A 15,090-nucleotide genomic window follows, 5' to 3' on the forward strand; every position below is an offset into this window, starting at 1 on the left:
GCAAAATGTTCGGGGTGTGCTTTCTTTTGCTACTTTTCTTTGCACAAGCAAAGAAAAGTAGATCTACAACAAGCGGTAAGATTTTTGAAATTTCCGCATATCAACTAAAAATTCCACCATCACAATGAACGGCTTTCAATTTAAACAATTTTTTATCGCCCACGACCGTTGTGCGATGAAAGTGAATACAGACGGGATTTTGCTCGGGGCGGTGGCGGATGTTGCTGGGGCGAGGAAAATTCTCGATCTTGGGACAGGGACGGGATTGGTGGCGGTGATGTTGGCTCAGCGGACAGTTTCACAGCAGAGCCATATTTTTGCCCTTGAAATTGAGCCGAACGCCTTTAAGCAAGCCTGTGAAAATGTGCGAAATTGCCAATGGGCGGATCGGATTTCCGTGTTGCAGGGCGATGTAATGGGCGAGGATTTTCCGCCAGAAATGGATTTGATTGTGGCAAATCCGCCCTATTTTGAAAGCTCGCTCGCTAGCCGAACGGCGGAACGAGATTTGGCTCGTTGTGCTACCCAAAGCCATTTGGCGTGGTTGGAACAGGGCAAAAAATGGTTGTCGCCAACGGGAAAAATTACGCTGATTTTGCCCGTTGAGGCAGGGCAGAAGTTGCTTTCGCAGGCGGAAACAAGCGGTCTGTTTTGCGTAGAAAAATGGCAGATTTGCACCAAAACGGGCAAGCCACCGAAAAGGTACATTTTGACGTTCAGCCCCACCGCCACGGCGTGCGTTGAGCATCGGCTGGATATTTACGGGGCAGATAATCAATATAGCCCCGCGTTTCGTGAGCTGACGGCGGCGTTTTACCTAAATTTTTAGTTGTGCCAAACGCTCAGCGAGTTGGTTGGTGCGTTTTTCTAATTCACTGACTTGGTCATAAAAATCCACCAGTTGCAAACGATGTACCAACACAGGGCGTTCGTTGAGTAGATTTTCCACCAAATGCTGATTATTTTGCTCAAATTGGCGTTTCGCCTTGCCAAACAGTTTTTTGGCGAAATCAGTCGAGGTCTGGGCGATCACATCACCCACAACAGGCGAGAGCAGTTCGGCAGGATCTTTTTCCAGCTCATCAAGCAAGGTGCTGAAATGTTGCAGGATCTGAATATCCCCCGTCAAAATCAGCGATTTATCATTGATCAGCTCGCTTAATTGCTGTTTAGCGGTCAGTTTCGGCAAAGTTTTGGCAAAAAGTTGCACGCAACAATCCGCTTGATCTTCATAATGGGAAAGCCAGTCGGTGCGGTTTTCGCTAAACACAATGAAAAAACGCAGATCGGGCTGTTTTAGCTCAATTTGTAGAATTTTCCCGTTTAATTTGCGTAAGATCGGCGAAGTTTGGGGCGAACGAGTCAACAACCCATTAAACACCGTTTCCACCGCCCCCACCGCAAATTGCGGCAACATCAGTTGTGCAATCAAATTTTGCATTGTTCGCCCCTAAAATTTGTAGCCCCGATGCAACGCCACAATGCCCGCACTTAAATTGTAGTAACCCACATTGTCGAAACCAGCGTTTTCCATCATCGCTTTGAGTTCGTCCTGTTTCGAGTGCATTCGGATCGACTCGGCGAGGTAACGGTAGCTATCCGCATCATTCACCACCACTTCGCCCACTTTCGGCAAAATGTTGAACGAGTAGAAGTTGTAGAGGTGGCTCAACGGTTCGATAATTGGTTTGGAAAATTCCAACACCAGCAAGCGACCGCCCGGTTTCAGCACCCGATACATTGAGCGTAGGGCTTTGTCTTTGTCGGTAACGTTGCGAAGCCCGAAACTAATCACCACGCAATCGAAAGTGTTATCGGCAAAGGGCAAACATTCGGCGTTGGCTTGCACATAATTGACATTGCCGACCACGCCCAAATTCCGCAATTTTTCTCGCCCCACTTCCAACATTGAGCTGTTAATATCTGCCAGCACCACCTCGCCCGTTTCGCCCACAATGAGAGAGAATTTAGCAGTAAAATCGCCCGTGCCACCAGCCAAATCCAGCACTTTTTGCCCTTTTCTCACCCCACTGCAATCAATGGTAAAGCGTTTCCAAACCCGATGAATGCCAAACGAGAGCAGATCATTCATCAAATCATATTTGCCTGCGACACTATGGAAAACTTGGGCGACAAGTTGCTGCTTCTCTGCTTTGGCAACGGTTTTAAAGCCAAAATGGGTGGTTTCAGCTTGGGAATTTTGCGGTTGTTGTTCGTTCATTTGCGGTTAATTAAAAAGAAAATTTGGGCGATACCATAGCAAAAAAGCGGTCAGATTTCCGCAAAAATTTGCAAATTGACAAAAATGCGATTTTTCCTTTGACTATTTTGCTTTCTATCGGTAATATTCGCACCCTATGCAAAAGGTAAAACTACCCCTCACGATTGACCCATACAAAGACGCTCAACGGCGAATGGATTATCAAGGCTACATTTCCAGTAGTTTGTTAAACCGTTTGGATCAATTCGTAGGTAAAGTGCTAAGCGATGCACAAGTTACTCTCTCGCTGTATGTCGATCCACAAAAATTGACGGTCGTAAAAGGCTCGGCAACCATTGATGTGGAATTTGATTGTCAGCGTTGTGGTAACCTATTTACGCAAACGCTCGACTGCACATTTTGTTTCAGTCCAGTGTCAAATATGGATCAAGCAGACGACTTGCCCGAGATTTATGAGCCTATCGAGTTAAACGAATTTGGCGAAATGAATTTGTTGGACGTAATCGAAGATGAATTTATCCTCGCATTACCGCTCGTTCCGATGCACGAACCAGAACACTGTGAAGTGTCCACGCAGGAACAGGTTTTTGGCGAATTACCCGAAGATTTGGCGAAGAAACCGAACCCGTTCGCTGTATTAGCTAATTTAAAGAAAAACTAAACTAGGAGTATAGCCAATGGCTGTTCAACAAAATAAGAAATCTCGCTCACGTCGTGATATGCGTCGTTCACACGATGCTTTAACTACCGCTGCTGTATCTGTGGATAAAACATCAGGCGAAACGCACTTACGCCACCACGTTACTGCGGACGGTTACTACCGTGGTCGTAAAGTTATCAACAAATAATCTCTTTCGAGGTATCAGTTGAGTCGTCTGACGCTTGCGTTAGATGTAATGGGCGGGGACTTTGGTCCCCGTATTGTTATCCCAGCGGTAGCTACGGCATTGAATCAACATTCAATGCTTTCTTTTCTTTTATATGGCGATCAAGCCATCGCCCAGCCTTATCTCAATAATCTCACGGCAGAACAACAACGCCGCATTACTTTCGTTCATACCCCCCAGCAAATTTCGCCCGATTTACCCCTTGCCACGGCATTACGCCAAAGCAAAGGTTCATCAATGCGAATGGCGATTGAAGCCGTTGCCGAAGGCAAGGCGGACGGTTGCGTCAGCGGTGGCAGCACGGCGGTGTTAATGGCGTTGGCAAAACGCTTGATCCAACCGCTTCCCAACATAGATCGCCCTGCTTTGACCTCGCTGATCCCCACGATGAACGGCAAATCGAGCGTAATGCTCGATTTAGGGGCGAATGTCGAAGCGGATCAGCACCAACTCACTCAATTCGCCGAAATGGGCAACATCTTCGCCGAAGTGATGTTAAAGCTCGTTTTTCCGCGAATGGCGTTGCTCAATATCGGTACGGAAGATAACAAAGGCAGCCAAACCGTGCGAGACACCCACCAAGCGTTAAAAATGCGTAACGACTTGAATTATTTAGGTTTTATCGAGGGCGACAAGTTGATGAACCACCTCGCCGATGTGATCGTGTGCGATGGATTAAGCGGCAACATCGCCCTCAAAACCCTCGAAGGGGCGGTGAAAAACGTGCTTTCGTTCTTCAAAACCCAAGAAGGCGACCTCTGCCGCCTCGCCAAACGCTACCTGTTGCGACTGATTTTCTACCGCTACTACCGCAAACTCAAACAGATCAACCCCGACCGCCACAACGGTGCCACCCTGCTCGGCTTATTGTCCGTGGTGGTCAAAAGCCACAGCGGTGCAGGCTCAAACGCCTTTTACTACGCCATCGAATACGCCCTTTCCCAAATCGAAAACCAAATCCCCCAAAAAATCTCGCAGGGGTTGGGGAGGTTTGGGGATTTAGCTTAGTAGGTTTAATAAATGACAAATTGATGAAACCTCTCAACACAGAATGATGGGTGGATAACAAGGGGTGGATTTATACGAAATTTCCTCTTTTCTCACATCATTCCCCCAACTCAATAAAGAAACAATTCAAAATTTTTGCTACAATCACGCCATTATTTTTTAGCCGAGAAAAATTTATGAACGCAACATCAACCTTTAACCGCACTTGGGCAAGAGTGGTGCTGAATGCACTGATTCGCTATGGGGTGAAGCATTTTTGTATCGCCCCTGGTTCTCGCTCAACCCCGCTAACCTTAGAAGCCCTCGCCCTGCAACAACAACGGGTGGCTCAATGCCATAGCCATTTTGATGAGCGTGGTTTGGGCTTTTTTGCGTTGGGGATCGCCAAAGCGACTAACGATCCCGTGGCGCTCATTGTTACTTCTGGCACGGCGGTGGCGAATCTTTACCCTGCGATTATTGAGGCGAGTTTGAATCATCATAAATTGATTGTCCTTTCGGCGGATCGCCCCCCTGAAATGATCGGCTGTGGCGTGAATCAAGCCATTGATCAGCAAGGGATTTTTGCGAAATATCCTGTGGCGAACCTGAATTTACCAAAGCCGAGCCGTGATTATGCAGCGAGTTGGTTGGTATCATCGGTGGAACAAGCCTGCTCGACTCAGCAACAAAAAGGCGGTGTGGTGCATATCAATGCCCCGTTTGCCGAGCCACTTTACGAGGCGGACGAGCAAGCCATTGGCATTGATCCGTGGCTGAAAGCGGTGCAAAGTTGGCTAAGCAATCCGCAAGCGAAGTGGATTGATAATCAAGCCACCCAAAGTGATGTGTTGATGCACGCAAATTGGGATTATTGGCGTACCAAAAAAGGCGTGGTGGTGGTCGGCAAACTGCCCCTCGAACAAGGGGTAGGAATTAAAGCCTGGGCGGAAACCCTCGGCTGGTGTTTGATTAGCGATGTGCAATCTTGCATTGAGGCGAGCTTGCCTTATGCGGATATTTGGCTCTCAAACAACATCGTGCGTCAGCGGTTACTCAATGCCGATATTGTGGTGCAATTCGGCACGCAGATTGTGAGCAAAAGGGTCAATCAATTCCTTGAAGCCTTTCAAGGGGAATTTTGGCAGGTCGATCAATATCAAGATTACCTCAACCCATTCGCCCACCGCCAAACTCGCTTTGTGGCACAAGCTCACCACTTCTTGCGGGTGCATCCGCCCCTTCGCAACAAACCGTGGCTGTTAGAACCCCTTGCATTGTCGCAATTTTGTGCGGGCTTTATTGAAAATCAAGTGGGCGGCAATTTGAACGAGGCTTCCCTCGCTCGTAACATTCAAGATGTGTTGGCTCAAAACGGCAATCTGTTTATCGGCAACAGTTTATTTGTGCGTTTGGTCGATGCCCTCTCTACCCTGCCAGTCGGCTACAACGTGCTGACCAACCGTGGGGCGAGTGGGATTGACGGCTTAGTCGCCACCATCGCAGGCGTGGCACGCGGCACAGGCTTGCCGACGGTAGGCGTGATTGGCGATGTGTCCGCCTTGCACGATCTCAGCTCGTTCGCCCTACTTCGCCAAATCACCCACCCAACCATTTTATTTGTGGTAAACAACAGCGGCGGGGCAATTTTCGATATGTTGCCAGTGGATAACGCCGCCAAAGACGAATTTTACCGCACCGCCCATAGTTTCGACTTCGCCCAAATCGCCGCGATGTTCGGCTTAGATTACGCCTGCCCGTTCACTTGGGCGGATCTCAAAATCAAGCTCAAACAAGCCTACGGTCGCAAAGGGGTAACGGTGGTGGAAATTAAAGTCAATCCACACGACGGCAGCAACCTTTACAAATCCCTCATCAAACAAATTTCTCAGGCAGAAATCGCTTAATGAAAACGCCGAACCGCCCACCGCTTGCCGTGCTGTTTCTGCACGGCTTGCTTGGTTCAAAGCAAGATTGGGCGGACGTTTTCCGCCACTTGCAGAAATTTCCCCAAATCCAACCCCTTGCAATTGATTTGCCCTTTCACGGCGAGAATGTTAATCAAGGTTGCCTCGATTTTGCCGAAGCGAGAACGTGGTTAGATCAGCAAATTCACACCCTGATCGGCTCTTGCCCATTTTGGCTGGTGGGTTATTCCTTGGGGGGGCGGATCGCCCTTGATTACACCCTTTCGCAACGCAATCCTAACCAACTAGGGGCGATTTTAGAGGGGGCGAATTTGGGTTTAAACAGCGAGGAAGAACGGCAAGCCCGTTGGCAGAATGATCTACATTGGGCGAACCGTTTCCAAAATGAACCTCTCGAACAAGTGCTTAATGATTGGTATCAACAGCCCGTTTTTGCTCACTTAACCGCCGAACAGCGAATAAATTTGATCGCCAAACGAAAACATAATCAAGGGGATAAAATCGCCCAAATGTTGCAAGCGACCAGCCTTGCCAAACAGCCGTTTTTTGAGCCAAGCAAGGGGGCAGATTTTGAAAAATTTCTGCATTTTGTGATTGGCGAGCGGGATCAAAAATTCCGCCAACAAGCGGAAAAATATCAGCTATCCCACCGCTTGATCCCCCACGCAGGGCATAACAGCCACCAAGAAAATCCGCAGGGTTTTGTACAGACATTATTAGAAATTTTACTCAATATAGAATCGCAATAATTGCATTATGTTTTACACTTTTATGATATAGTCCACCTTCTTTTTTAAGCGAGAACATTATGGAAACTTTTAGCGAAATTAGCCCACAACAAGCGTGGGAAATGATGGAAAACGAAGGGGCGGTGTTGGCGGATATTCGTGATCGCCAACGCTTTGCATTCAGCCACCCCGTTGACGCCTTTCACTTAACCAACGAAAGCTACGGGCGTTTTTTGGACGAGTGCGATTATGAAGATCCCGTGATTGTGATTTGCTATCACGGCGTCAGCAGCCGCAATACGGCACAATTCTTGGTGGAACAAGGCTTTGAGCGAGTGTATAGCGTAAAAGGCGGTTTTGAGCAATGGGTAAAATCGGATTTACCGATTGAAACCGCTTACTAATCAATAGGATAGCAATTTATGTGGAAAGAAATTCTACTCAATTACGGCATTTTCTTGCTGGAACTTTTGACGGTATTCGGCATCGTTGCCGTGGTGGTAATGTTGATCATTGAATCTCGCAAACAGACCGAAAACGGGGCGATTTCGATCACCAATTTAACCGAAAAATATCAAGATCAAATCAAATCGTTGCAAAGCGTGTTTCTCAGCGAAGCGGAACTAAAACAGCAGGAAAAAGCCGAGAAAAAGGCGGAAAAAGAGAAAGCCAAAGCCGAGAAAAAACGCCTCAAAGCGGGGGAAGAAAAGCCCGAAGAGGAACAAAAATCTCGCCTGTTTGTGCTAGATTTTCACGGCGATGTGGAAGCCCACGGGGTTGAGGGGTTACGCAAAGAGATCGATGCGGTGCTTGCCCTTGCAGACCCGAAGCAAGATGAAGTGTTGCTCAAATTGGAAAGCCCTGGTGGCGTGGTACACGGTTATGGTTTGGCAGCTTCCCAGTTGCAACGCCTAAAAAATCATCAAATTCCGCTCACGGTGGCGGTGGATAAAGTCGCCGCCAGCGGTGGCTATATGATGGCGTGCGTAGCGAATAAAATCGTCTCTGCCCCGTTTGCGGTGATCGGCTCAATCGGCGTGGTGGCACAAGTGCCAAACATTCACCGTCTATTAAAACGCTTTGATGTGGACGTGGACGTAATGACCGCCGGCGAATACAAACGCACCGTAACCCTCGTGGGCGAAAACACCGAAAAGGGCAAACAAAAATTCCAACAAGAACTGGAAGAAACCCACGTTTTATTCAAACAATTCGTGAGCGAACACCGCCCGCAGTTGGATATGGACAAAATTGCCACTGGCGAACATTGGTTCGGCAAACAAGCCCTTGAATTGCAACTGGTCGATCACATCGCCACCAGCGATGATCTCGTGCTTGACGCAGTAAAAGAGAAAGAGGTGATCGAAGTCAAATACCGCCAAAAGAAAAGCCTTACGCAACGTTTCGGACGCCAGCTCGAACATAGCCTTGAAAATGTGGTTTATAAGTTGTTGAACAAGGCTAGATCGGTGAAGTTTTAGTCTTGCAAGGGGTTGGATTATCGAAATTTTCGGAAATTCTACCCCTTGTCTTAATTAACCCACAAAGTATTTGATTAACGTCTGTCCGCTCAAAATCGCCATTGAGACTACCACAATCGCCCCTGAAACGGTGAGCCATTTCGGGTGTTTGTAGTCGCCGATGATGTTGGCTTTGTGAGCGGCGATCAGGATCAAGCCGAGCGAGATCGGTAGGATCAAGCCGTTTAATGTGCCGACAAAGACTAACACTTGGGCTGGTCTGCCGATGGTAGCAAGCACGGCGGTGGAAGCCACGATAAAGGCAACGATAAAGCAGTTTTTGTGGCGTTGGATAAACGGATTAAAGCTCGAAATAAAGGAAACGGATGTGTAAGCCGCACCAATCACAGACGTAATCGAAGCCGCCCAGATAATCACGCCGAAAATCATCAAGCCCACGTTGCCTGCGATATATTCAAACGGGGTTGAGGCTGGGTTTTTCGGGTTGAGTGCTACCCCTTGCGACACCACGCCGAGTACTGTGAGGAACAGGGCGATTCGCATAATTGAGGCGATCAAAATCGCTGACACCGAGCTTTTGGTTACCTCGCCCAATGCCTCTTTGCCCGTTACCCCCTCATCAAGCAAGCGGTGAGCCCCTGCGAAAGAGATGTAGCCGCCGACCGTACCGCCCACGAGGGTAACAATTGCAATCGCGTCTAATTTTTCAGGGAAGAACGTATTGCTGATCGCTTGCCCTACGGGTGGATTGGCTTTGACTAGCACGAACAAGGTTAAGCCGATCATCACGAACCCCATTACTTGGGCGAAGCGATCCATAACTTTGCCCGCTTCTTTGAATAAGAAAACGCACACCGCAATCGCTCCGCTGATAATTGCCCCCACTTCGGGCGACAAGCCGAACAGGATATTAAAACCCAAGCCAGCCCCGCCCACGTTACCGATATTGAACGCCAAGCCACCCATTACGATCAGCAAGGCAAGGAAATAGCCCGCCCCTGGGAAAACCATATTGGCGATGTCTTGGGCTTTTTTGCCCGACACCGACACCACTCGCCAAATGTTGAGCTGGGCGCCGATGTCGAGCAGGATTGAGAGTAAAATCACAAACCCAAAACTTGCCATTAGGGTTTGGGTAAAGGTGGCGGTTTGAGTTAAGAACCCCGGCCCGATGGCTGAGGTCGCCATTAAGAATGCCGCGCCCACTAAGGCACTGCGGCGAGAATTACTAGACATTGTGTTGCTCCTGTTGTGTTTGTTTTTTATTGGATTTAGGAAATCCATAAATCGTTTTTTCTACTTTCTTTGCTTCGCCAAAGAAAGTAGCAAAGAAAGGCGACCCAAACATTTTGCTTTGTTTCGCTTGTTGCTAATTTCTACGGTCGATTTGTAAACTCGCCAGCAAGCTGGCTCAAACAGTACAAATCGACCTTGAAATTTGACGCAACTGCTCAACGCAAAATGATGGGAAGATTGAGCAAGCGGTGCGATTTGATGAAATTTAAAAAAATCCCACCGCTTGTTACGCCCTAATTTCAATCCCCCTCGTGGTCAATTCCGCTCGGATTTTTTCGGCGAAAAGCAGGGCGTGGGCGTTGTCGCCGTGTAGGCAGATACTTTCCACTTTGATGTTGATCGTTGAGCCGTCAAGGGCGGTGGCGGTTTGGGTGGTGATCATTTGGATTACCTGCTCAATCGCTTCTTGTTCGTCTTCGATTTTGGCTTGGGGGTGAGAGCGTGGCACGAGTGAGCCGTCGGGTTGGTAACGGCGGTCGGCGAACACTTCGGAAATCGTGCCTAACCCTACCTGTTCCGCCACACTCAACATCAAACTGCCCGATAAGCCCATTAGTTTTAGATTAGGGTTGAACTGGTGGACGGTTTCCGCAATCAAGCGAGCCAATTCGGGATCACGACTGGCTTGGTTGTATAACGCCCCGTGCGGTTTGACATAGCTGATCGGCACGCCTGCGTTGTTGCACAAGGCTTGCAACGCCCCGAGTTGATAGAGCAAATGGGCTTTGAGTGCCTGCGGTGGCAACTGCATTTCACTTCTGCCGAAATTTTCTCGGTCGGGGAAACTTGGGTGCGCCCCCACTCGTACGCCGTGTCGTTTGGCAACAGTGAGGGCGTTTTGAATGGTGATCGCATCGCCCGCGTGCAATCCGCAGGCGATATTGGCGGACGAAACCACGCCCAGTAAGGCTTCATCAAAGGCAAAGCCCTCGGCGAGGTCGGCGTTTAAATCAACGTACATCATTAGCAATCCTCTGAATTTGGTGTAGGTAAATCGCATTTTTTTGCTGTAATCGCACCGCTTGTTCGGCGGTAATCGGCTCAAAATAGATTTGACTGCCGAGCCGTGTTTGAGCGAGCCGCCCTAAATCAGCGTATGCTACGGTGGCAATTTTGGGATAGCCCCCCGTGGTTTGAGTGTCCGCCATTAGCACAATCGGCTGACCGTTCGGCGGCACTTGTACCGTGCCGAATTGCACCGCGTGGGACAACATTTCCAGCGGTTGAGTGAGGTTCAACGCCTCGCCCGTCAAGCGGTAGCCCATTCGGTTACTGCTACTGCTTAATGTGTAAGGGCGAGTGAAAAAGGCGGTTTTAGCCTCGTCTGTAAAGGCATCAAATTCGCTGGACGGCACGACCCGAATTTTGCTTTGGAACGGAATATGGGCAATCCCCACGCTCGGCAAAATGTCGCCCTCGCCGAGGGGAAGCTGATCGCCAGCTTGCAACGCACGTCCCTCGAATCCGCCGAATTTGGCTCGCAGATCAGTGCTGCACGATCCCAAGGTTTTCGGCAGATCAAAACCGCCTGCCACGCACAAATAGCCGTACATTCCTTGCACCGCTCGCACCAGTTGCAAGGTTTGCCCCTTGCGAGCCGTATAACGCCAGTAGGAATGAATCCGTTCCTCGCCGAGATAGGCTTCATACAACGCCCCTGTCAGGCAAAAAGTGGTGTCTCGCTCGAAAACTACGGTCAAACCGCCGAGGACAATTTCCACCGCGGGGCTATTTTGCTCATTACCGACCAACAAATTACCCGCTTGCAGAGCGAGGGAATCCATTGCCCCACAATGCCCTACGCCGTAGCCACGCAGTCCGAACCGCCCCAAATCCTGTACACTGGCGAGGGCTTGCACTTGAACCACTTTCATCATAATTCGATACTCTCTGCAAAAAATTGAACGGAATCCCCCGCTTGTAGCAAGGTGGGCGGCGATTGATCCGCTTGGAACAGGGCGAGATCGGTGCGTCCGATAATCTGCCAGCCCCCTGGGGACGCAAAGGGGTAGATCCCCGTTTGGCTACCGCCGATCCCGACCGAGCCAGCAGGCACGGAAAGACGAGGCTCGGCACGGCGAGGGGTATGCAGATGTTCGGGCAAACCGAACAGATAAGGGAAGCCAGCTTGAAAGCCGATCATTGCCACCGTATAGGTTGGGGCGGTGTGGCGTTTGATGATTTCGGCAGGCGTGGTGTGATGAAATTTCGCCACTTCGTAAAGATCCTCGCCTCGCTCGCCACCGTAGTGAACGGGGATTTTGATCAAACGAGGCTGATAATCCGCCACTTGCACGGTTTCCCACAAGGCAAAAAGTTGCTCACGCACCTTGGCAAGATCGGCATTTAAGCGGCAGAAAACCGTTAAATTATTCATTCCGATCACGACTTCCGCACAATCCGCCAACGGCTCAATCGCCTTGCCAAACGCCCATAATTTCTGCTGCTTGGCAAGTTCCGCAGGGGGCGGAAGCGAACAAAAGAGGGTGTATTCGCTGGTTAAATGGATACTTAACATTGCATTCCCTTTGTTAAAAGAAAGTTGCAAATGTTATAAATGAATTTGTAATGAAGTGTCAAGATATTTGGATTAAAAAATTTAATTTATAAGGTAAAAAAATTTAGGGGAAGGAAATTGATTAGAACAAGGGGTAAGATTTTTGAGAATTTCCCTTGTAGATTAAGGGCGGATATAAAATCCGCCCCTACGAATAATGATCTTGCTCGAATAAAACCCCCGTCATTTTGCGTTGAGCGGTTTCGTTAATTTCAAGGGCGATTTGTACTGTTTGAGCTTGCGAAGCAAGCGAGTTTACAAATCAACCGTAGAAATTAGAAACAAGCGAAACAAAGCAAAATGCTCGGGGTCGCCTTTCTTTTGCTACTTTTCTTTGGCGAAACAAAGAAAAGTAGGGATATTGGAATGATGATTTATTCTTTGTTCTGCCAAAGTAACAATTAGATTTTATCTAAATCAAACCTCGCCAAATCAATTCGATTTTCTGTGCCGTAAAAAGCACTTAACGCTTGGCGTAGGATTTCGGCACGCTTTGGTAAGCCTTTTTCGGCGTAGGTTTTGACTTGTGCGTAAACGGCTTGTTTGAAGGCGGAATTATCCCCTGCGTTGCCCGTGAGGTTGTCGGCACTGGCGAAATAGCGGAAATTGGCGGCGGTGGCTAAGATCCATTCAATCGCTTGGGGCTTGACTTCCACCGATTCAAATTCCCGTTGTCGTTCGGCGGAACGTCCGTCTGGTTCATACCAGTAGCCAAAATCTTCCAATTTGCGGCGTTCTTTGCCTGCCACTAGCCAATGGGCGATTTCGTGCAAGGCACTGCTGTAATAGCCGTGGGCGAACAGAATCACGTTGTAAGGGCGTTCGCTCGGCACGCCGTCTTCGTCCAAAAATTCGGGCAGATAGATCGGGTAATCGCCGCCACGTTCGAGGCGGGTGTTAAATTCTTCCGCAAAACATTGATCGAAAATGCGGATAATATCTTCAATTTTGTGGTTGTCTTGGTTCATCTTTTTCTCGTTAAATTCAAATGTTAAAAAGTTGAATGCGAGGAGTGATTGTGGGGGGACGCGAGCATCGCGTCCCTACAATAAATCGCATTTTAACAGCCAACGCCCGTAGGGACGCAATGCTTGCGTCCCCTTTGTTTCGTCCCAATCGTTATAAATTATTCAACCAATCGTAAAAGGCGTTGGCGTCCAAAAAGCCTGTTACCCGTTTTTCGGTCAGTTCTTTGCCATTTTCATCGAAAAAGAGAATGGTCGGCAAGCCAAGCACTTGGAATTTCTGCATAAAGGCGGTGTTGGAGGGGCTGTTTTGGGTCATATCCACTTGTAGCACCACCATTTCCGCCATTTTGTTTTTCACGTTCGGGTCGGTAAAGGTATATTTTTCAAACTCTTTACAAGCAACGCACCAATCGGCGTAAAGGTCGAGCATTACCTTTTTGCCTTGGCTGGCGAGCAGTTTTTGATCGAGTTCAGCGAGGGTGAAAATCCGTGCAAGCGGTGCTTTTTGCTCGATTTTTTGCGTTTGGAAGATCCAATCCACATAAGGCTTGGCACTGATCGCAAAGGCAAATAATAGCCCTAATCGCACCGCTTGTCCGAGCTTGTTGGCGGGCATTATCGCAATCAGCCACGCGAGGAAAGCAAGGGCGAGGGCTGACCAGAGATAAGGCTCGTAAGCAGGATAAACACGGCTGATAAGAAATACGGGCAGGGCAAGCATTACAAAGCCGAATGCGGTTTTGACATTAAGCAACCACGCCCCCGATTTTGGCAAAATTTGGTTGCCGAAAAGGGTAATCAGCACCAACGGCAAGCCCATTCCGAGGGCGAGCAGGTAGAGGGCAAGTCCGCCCGTGAGCAGGTCGCCACTTTGTGCCACATAGAGCAACGCCCCCGAGAGCGGTGCGGTGGTGCAAGGCGAGGCGATCAAACCTGCGATCATTCCCATTAAAAACACACTTTTGATCGAGCCACCTTGTTGCTGTTGACTGAGGGCGTTCAGTTTTTGTTGCCACGCGTTCGGCAATTTCAGTTCAAACAAGCCGAACATCGACAGGGAAAGTAGCACGAACAACGCCGCCATTGTGAGCAACACGGGCGGACTTTGCAGGGCGATTTGGAACGGCAAGCCGAGAGCGACCACCACGAAGCCCATTAGGGTGTAAGTGATCGCCATTCCTTGCACATAACAGAGGCTCAACAGCAAGGCTCGGCGAGGGTTCGGGCGTTGTTGCTTGCCGATTACAATCGCCGACAACAACGGCAACATCGGCAGCACGCAAGGGGTGAACGCCAAGCCTAAGCCCAATACGAAAAACCACACAACGGAAAATCCGTTGTTAGAAAGCTGGCTGGCAAGCTGATTTTGCGAGCCGTTAGGTTGAGCGTTGGACGGGCTGGAAGCTGTCGGTTCCGCCAATTTTTTTGCCGAAATTGGCACGCTGACCGTTTCGGGTGGATAGCAAAACCCTTTGGTGCAACCCTGATAACGCACTTCAAGGCTGGCGTTTTCGCTCGCCTGTTCAATCGGCACATTTAACGCCAACTGATTGCGGTAAATTTCCACCTCTCCAAAAAATTCATCATTATGTTTAATGCTTGGCGGAAAAATTGGCTGGGCGACTTGGCTAGCTAACCCTTTGATTTGTATCTCTTTTTTGTAGAGGTAATAACCGTCCGCAATCTGCCAATCAAGGGCGATTTGCGAACCTTGCTGTTGAGCCGAAAAGGCAAACGCCACTTGGCTTGGTAGATATTTCGGTTTGTTATCAAACAGCCCCGCCTGCAACGGCACGGCAATCAAAAGCCCTAACCAAAGGGCGAAAAAACGCTTCCACATACTTTTTTCCTACGAAATTAGGGCGGTAATTTTAGCGATTTTTGTGGCGGTGGGGGCAAAAATTTTCAAAAATCCGACCGCTTGTAACGATTTTTGTGATCTCGATCGACTAATTGAAATGAAAAACTTTCCCATTCGGCGAAAAATCGCTAGCCTTACGCCTAAGACATCAGTAAAATTCGCCTCTTTCTTTATTC

17 protein-coding genes are annotated in these 15,090 nt (G+C 48.9%); 8 read left to right on the top strand and 9 right to left on the bottom strand.

Annotated elements, in window-relative coordinates; all coding sequences use genetic code 11:
- Positions 1 to 124: 124 nt before the first annotated feature.
- Positions 125 to 829 carry a tRNA1(Val) (adenine(37)-N6)-methyltransferase gene (locus tag B0187_RS03005; protein WP_078236381.1) on the top strand — a complete coding sequence of 235 codons (705 nt, stop codon included), beginning with the start codon at positions 125 to 127 and terminating at the stop codon, positions 827 to 829.
- Here the strand turns inward: B0187_RS03005 and B0187_RS03010 are convergent.
- Together B0187_RS03010 and ubiE are read right to left on the bottom strand one after the other, a co-directional pair.
- Positions 818 to 1,441 (bottom strand): ubiquinone biosynthesis accessory factor UbiJ, encoded by a 624-nt coding sequence (locus B0187_RS03010; RefSeq protein WP_078236382.1) that lies wholly within the window; start codon positions 1,439 to 1,441, stop codon positions 818 to 820. The two genes, B0187_RS03005 and B0187_RS03010, sit on opposite strands and share 12 nt — an antisense overlap.
- Positions 1,442 to 1,450: 9 nt before the next feature.
- On the bottom strand, positions 1,451 to 2,221 hold the full coding sequence (gene ubiE / locus B0187_RS03015; protein ID WP_078236383.1) for a bifunctional demethylmenaquinone methyltransferase/2-methoxy-6-polyprenyl-1,4-benzoquinol methylase UbiE: 771 nt from the start codon (positions 2,219 to 2,221) through the stop codon (positions 1,451 to 1,453).
- A 136-nt stretch (positions 2,222 to 2,357) separates the two neighbouring features.
- Here ubiE and yceD point away from each other — a divergent pair, with 136 nt between their 5' ends.
- The 7 genes from yceD to sohB all read left to right on the top strand — a co-directional run bounded on the left by yceD (position 2,358) and on the right by sohB (position 8,232).
- Positions 2,358 to 2,882, top strand: a complete 525-nt coding sequence (gene yceD, locus B0187_RS03020; protein WP_078236384.1) for a 23S rRNA accumulation protein YceD — start codon at positions 2,358 to 2,360, stop codon at positions 2,880 to 2,882.
- A 16-nt stretch (positions 2,883 to 2,898) separates the two neighbouring features.
- Positions 2,899 to 3,069, top strand: a complete 171-nt coding sequence (rpmF, locus tag B0187_RS03025; protein WP_011608316.1) for a 50S ribosomal protein L32 — start codon at positions 2,899 to 2,901, stop codon at positions 3,067 to 3,069.
- Between the two features lie 18 nt (positions 3,070 to 3,087).
- On the top strand, positions 3,088 to 4,116 hold the full coding sequence (plsX, locus tag B0187_RS03030) for a phosphate acyltransferase PlsX (RefSeq protein WP_078236385.1): 1,029 nt from the start codon (positions 3,088 to 3,090) through the stop codon (positions 4,114 to 4,116).
- 176 nt (positions 4,117 to 4,292) lie between these two features.
- Positions 4,293 to 6,002, top strand: coding sequence for a 2-succinyl-5-enolpyruvyl-6-hydroxy-3-cyclohexene-1-carboxylic-acid synthase (menD, locus tag B0187_RS03035; protein WP_078236386.1), 1,710 nt, complete (start codon positions 4,293 to 4,295; stop codon positions 6,000 to 6,002).
- Positions 6,002 to 6,772, top strand: coding sequence for a 2-succinyl-6-hydroxy-2,4-cyclohexadiene-1-carboxylate synthase (gene menH, locus B0187_RS03040; RefSeq protein WP_078236387.1), 771 nt, complete (start codon positions 6,002 to 6,004; stop codon positions 6,770 to 6,772). The genes menD and menH overlap by 1 nt, the downstream gene beginning before the upstream one ends.
- A 56-nt stretch (positions 6,773 to 6,828) precedes the next feature.
- Positions 6,829 to 7,155 (top strand): thiosulfate sulfurtransferase GlpE, encoded by a 327-nt coding sequence (glpE, locus tag B0187_RS03045; RefSeq protein WP_078236388.1) that lies wholly within the window; start codon positions 6,829 to 6,831, stop codon positions 7,153 to 7,155.
- A gap of 18 nt (positions 7,156 to 7,173) precedes the next feature.
- On the top strand, positions 7,174 to 8,232 hold the full coding sequence (gene sohB, locus B0187_RS03050) for a protease SohB (protein WP_078236389.1): 1,059 nt from the start codon (positions 7,174 to 7,176) through the stop codon (positions 8,230 to 8,232).
- Between the two features lie 54 nt (positions 8,233 to 8,286).
- Here sohB and B0187_RS03055 read toward each other — a convergent pair whose 3' ends face one another.
- From B0187_RS03055 to B0187_RS03080, 7 genes are all read right to left on the bottom strand, one after another.
- On the bottom strand, positions 8,287 to 9,468 hold the full coding sequence (locus B0187_RS03055; protein WP_078236390.1) for an NRAMP family divalent metal transporter: 1,182 nt from the start codon (positions 9,466 to 9,468) through the stop codon (positions 8,287 to 8,289).
- A 60-nt stretch (positions 9,469 to 9,528) separates the two neighbouring features.
- Positions 9,529 to 9,771: a hypothetical protein gene (locus tag B0187_RS10175; protein WP_143413755.1), complete on the bottom strand. Its 243-nt coding sequence runs from the start codon at positions 9,769 to 9,771 to the stop codon at positions 9,529 to 9,531.
- Entirely contained in the window at positions 9,755 to 10,492 is a 738-nt protein-coding gene (pxpA, locus tag B0187_RS03060; RefSeq protein ID WP_078236391.1) for a 5-oxoprolinase subunit PxpA, read from the bottom strand. The genes B0187_RS10175 and pxpA overlap by 17 nt, the downstream gene beginning before the upstream one ends.
- Complete coding sequence (locus B0187_RS03065) at positions 10,479 to 11,405, bottom strand: 5-oxoprolinase subunit C family protein (protein ID WP_078236392.1); 927 nt, start codon at positions 11,403 to 11,405, stop codon at positions 10,479 to 10,481. The genes pxpA and B0187_RS03065 overlap by 14 nt, the downstream gene beginning before the upstream one ends.
- The gene (gene pxpB, locus B0187_RS03070; protein ID WP_078236393.1) at positions 11,402 to 12,046 is read right to left on the bottom strand and encodes a 5-oxoprolinase subunit PxpB; all 645 of its coding nucleotides are present in this window, start codon (positions 12,044 to 12,046) and stop codon (positions 11,402 to 11,404) included. The genes B0187_RS03065 and pxpB overlap by 4 nt, the downstream gene beginning before the upstream one ends.
- A 440-nt stretch (positions 12,047 to 12,486) precedes the next feature.
- Positions 12,487 to 13,053, bottom strand: a complete 567-nt coding sequence (locus B0187_RS03075; RefSeq protein ID WP_078236394.1) for an elongation factor P hydroxylase — start codon at positions 13,051 to 13,053, stop codon at positions 12,487 to 12,489.
- 151 nt (positions 13,054 to 13,204) lie between these two features.
- Positions 13,205 to 14,893 carry a protein-disulfide reductase DsbD gene (locus B0187_RS03080; RefSeq protein WP_078236395.1) on the bottom strand — a complete coding sequence of 563 codons (1,689 nt, stop codon included), beginning with the start codon at positions 14,891 to 14,893 and terminating at the stop codon, positions 13,205 to 13,207.
- Positions 14,894 to 15,090: the final 197 nt, after the last annotated feature.

Origin of the sequence: Haemophilus paracuniculus, assembly GCF_002015115.1 — a bacterium.
Lineage (GTDB): Bacteria > Pseudomonadota > Gammaproteobacteria > Enterobacterales > Pasteurellaceae > Haemophilus_E > Haemophilus_E paracuniculus.

Coding starts and splice junctions, on each gene's coding strand:
- yceD (WP_078236384.1), top strand. CDS start 2,358: ATGCAAAAGGTAAAACTACCCCTCACGATTGACCCATACAAAGACGCT.
- menD (WP_078236386.1), top strand. CDS start 4,293: ATGAACGCAACATCAACCTTTAACCGCACTTGGGCAAGAGTGGTGCTG.
- B0187_RS03080 (WP_078236395.1), bottom strand. CDS start 14,893: ATGTGGAAGCGTTTTTTCGCCCTTTGGTTAGGGCTTTTGATTGCCGTG.
- pxpA (WP_078236391.1), bottom strand. CDS start 10,492: ATGATGTACGTTGATTTAAACGCCGACCTCGCCGAGGGCTTTGCCTTT.
- pxpB (WP_078236393.1), bottom strand. CDS start 12,046: ATGTTAAGTATCCATTTAACCAGCGAATACACCCTCTTTTGTTCGCTT.
- B0187_RS03005 (WP_078236381.1), top strand. CDS start 125: ATGAACGGCTTTCAATTTAAACAATTTTTTATCGCCCACGACCGTTGT.
- ubiE (WP_078236383.1), bottom strand. CDS start 2,221: ATGAACGAACAACAACCGCAAAATTCCCAAGCTGAAACCACCCATTTT.
- rpmF (WP_011608316.1), top strand. CDS start 2,899: ATGGCTGTTCAACAAAATAAGAAATCTCGCTCACGTCGTGATATGCGT.
- B0187_RS03010 (WP_078236382.1), bottom strand. CDS start 1,441: ATGCAAAATTTGATTGCACAACTGATGTTGCCGCAATTTGCGGTGGGG.
- sohB (WP_078236389.1), top strand. CDS start 7,174: ATGTGGAAAGAAATTCTACTCAATTACGGCATTTTCTTGCTGGAACTT.
- menH (WP_078236387.1), top strand. CDS start 6,002: ATGAAAACGCCGAACCGCCCACCGCTTGCCGTGCTGTTTCTGCACGGC.
- B0187_RS03075 (WP_078236394.1), bottom strand. CDS start 13,053: ATGAACCAAGACAACCACAAAATTGAAGATATTATCCGCATTTTCGAT.
- B0187_RS03065 (WP_078236392.1), bottom strand. CDS start 11,405: ATGATGAAAGTGGTTCAAGTGCAAGCCCTCGCCAGTGTACAGGATTTG.
- B0187_RS03055 (WP_078236390.1), bottom strand. CDS start 9,468: ATGTCTAGTAATTCTCGCCGCAGTGCCTTAGTGGGCGCGGCATTCTTA.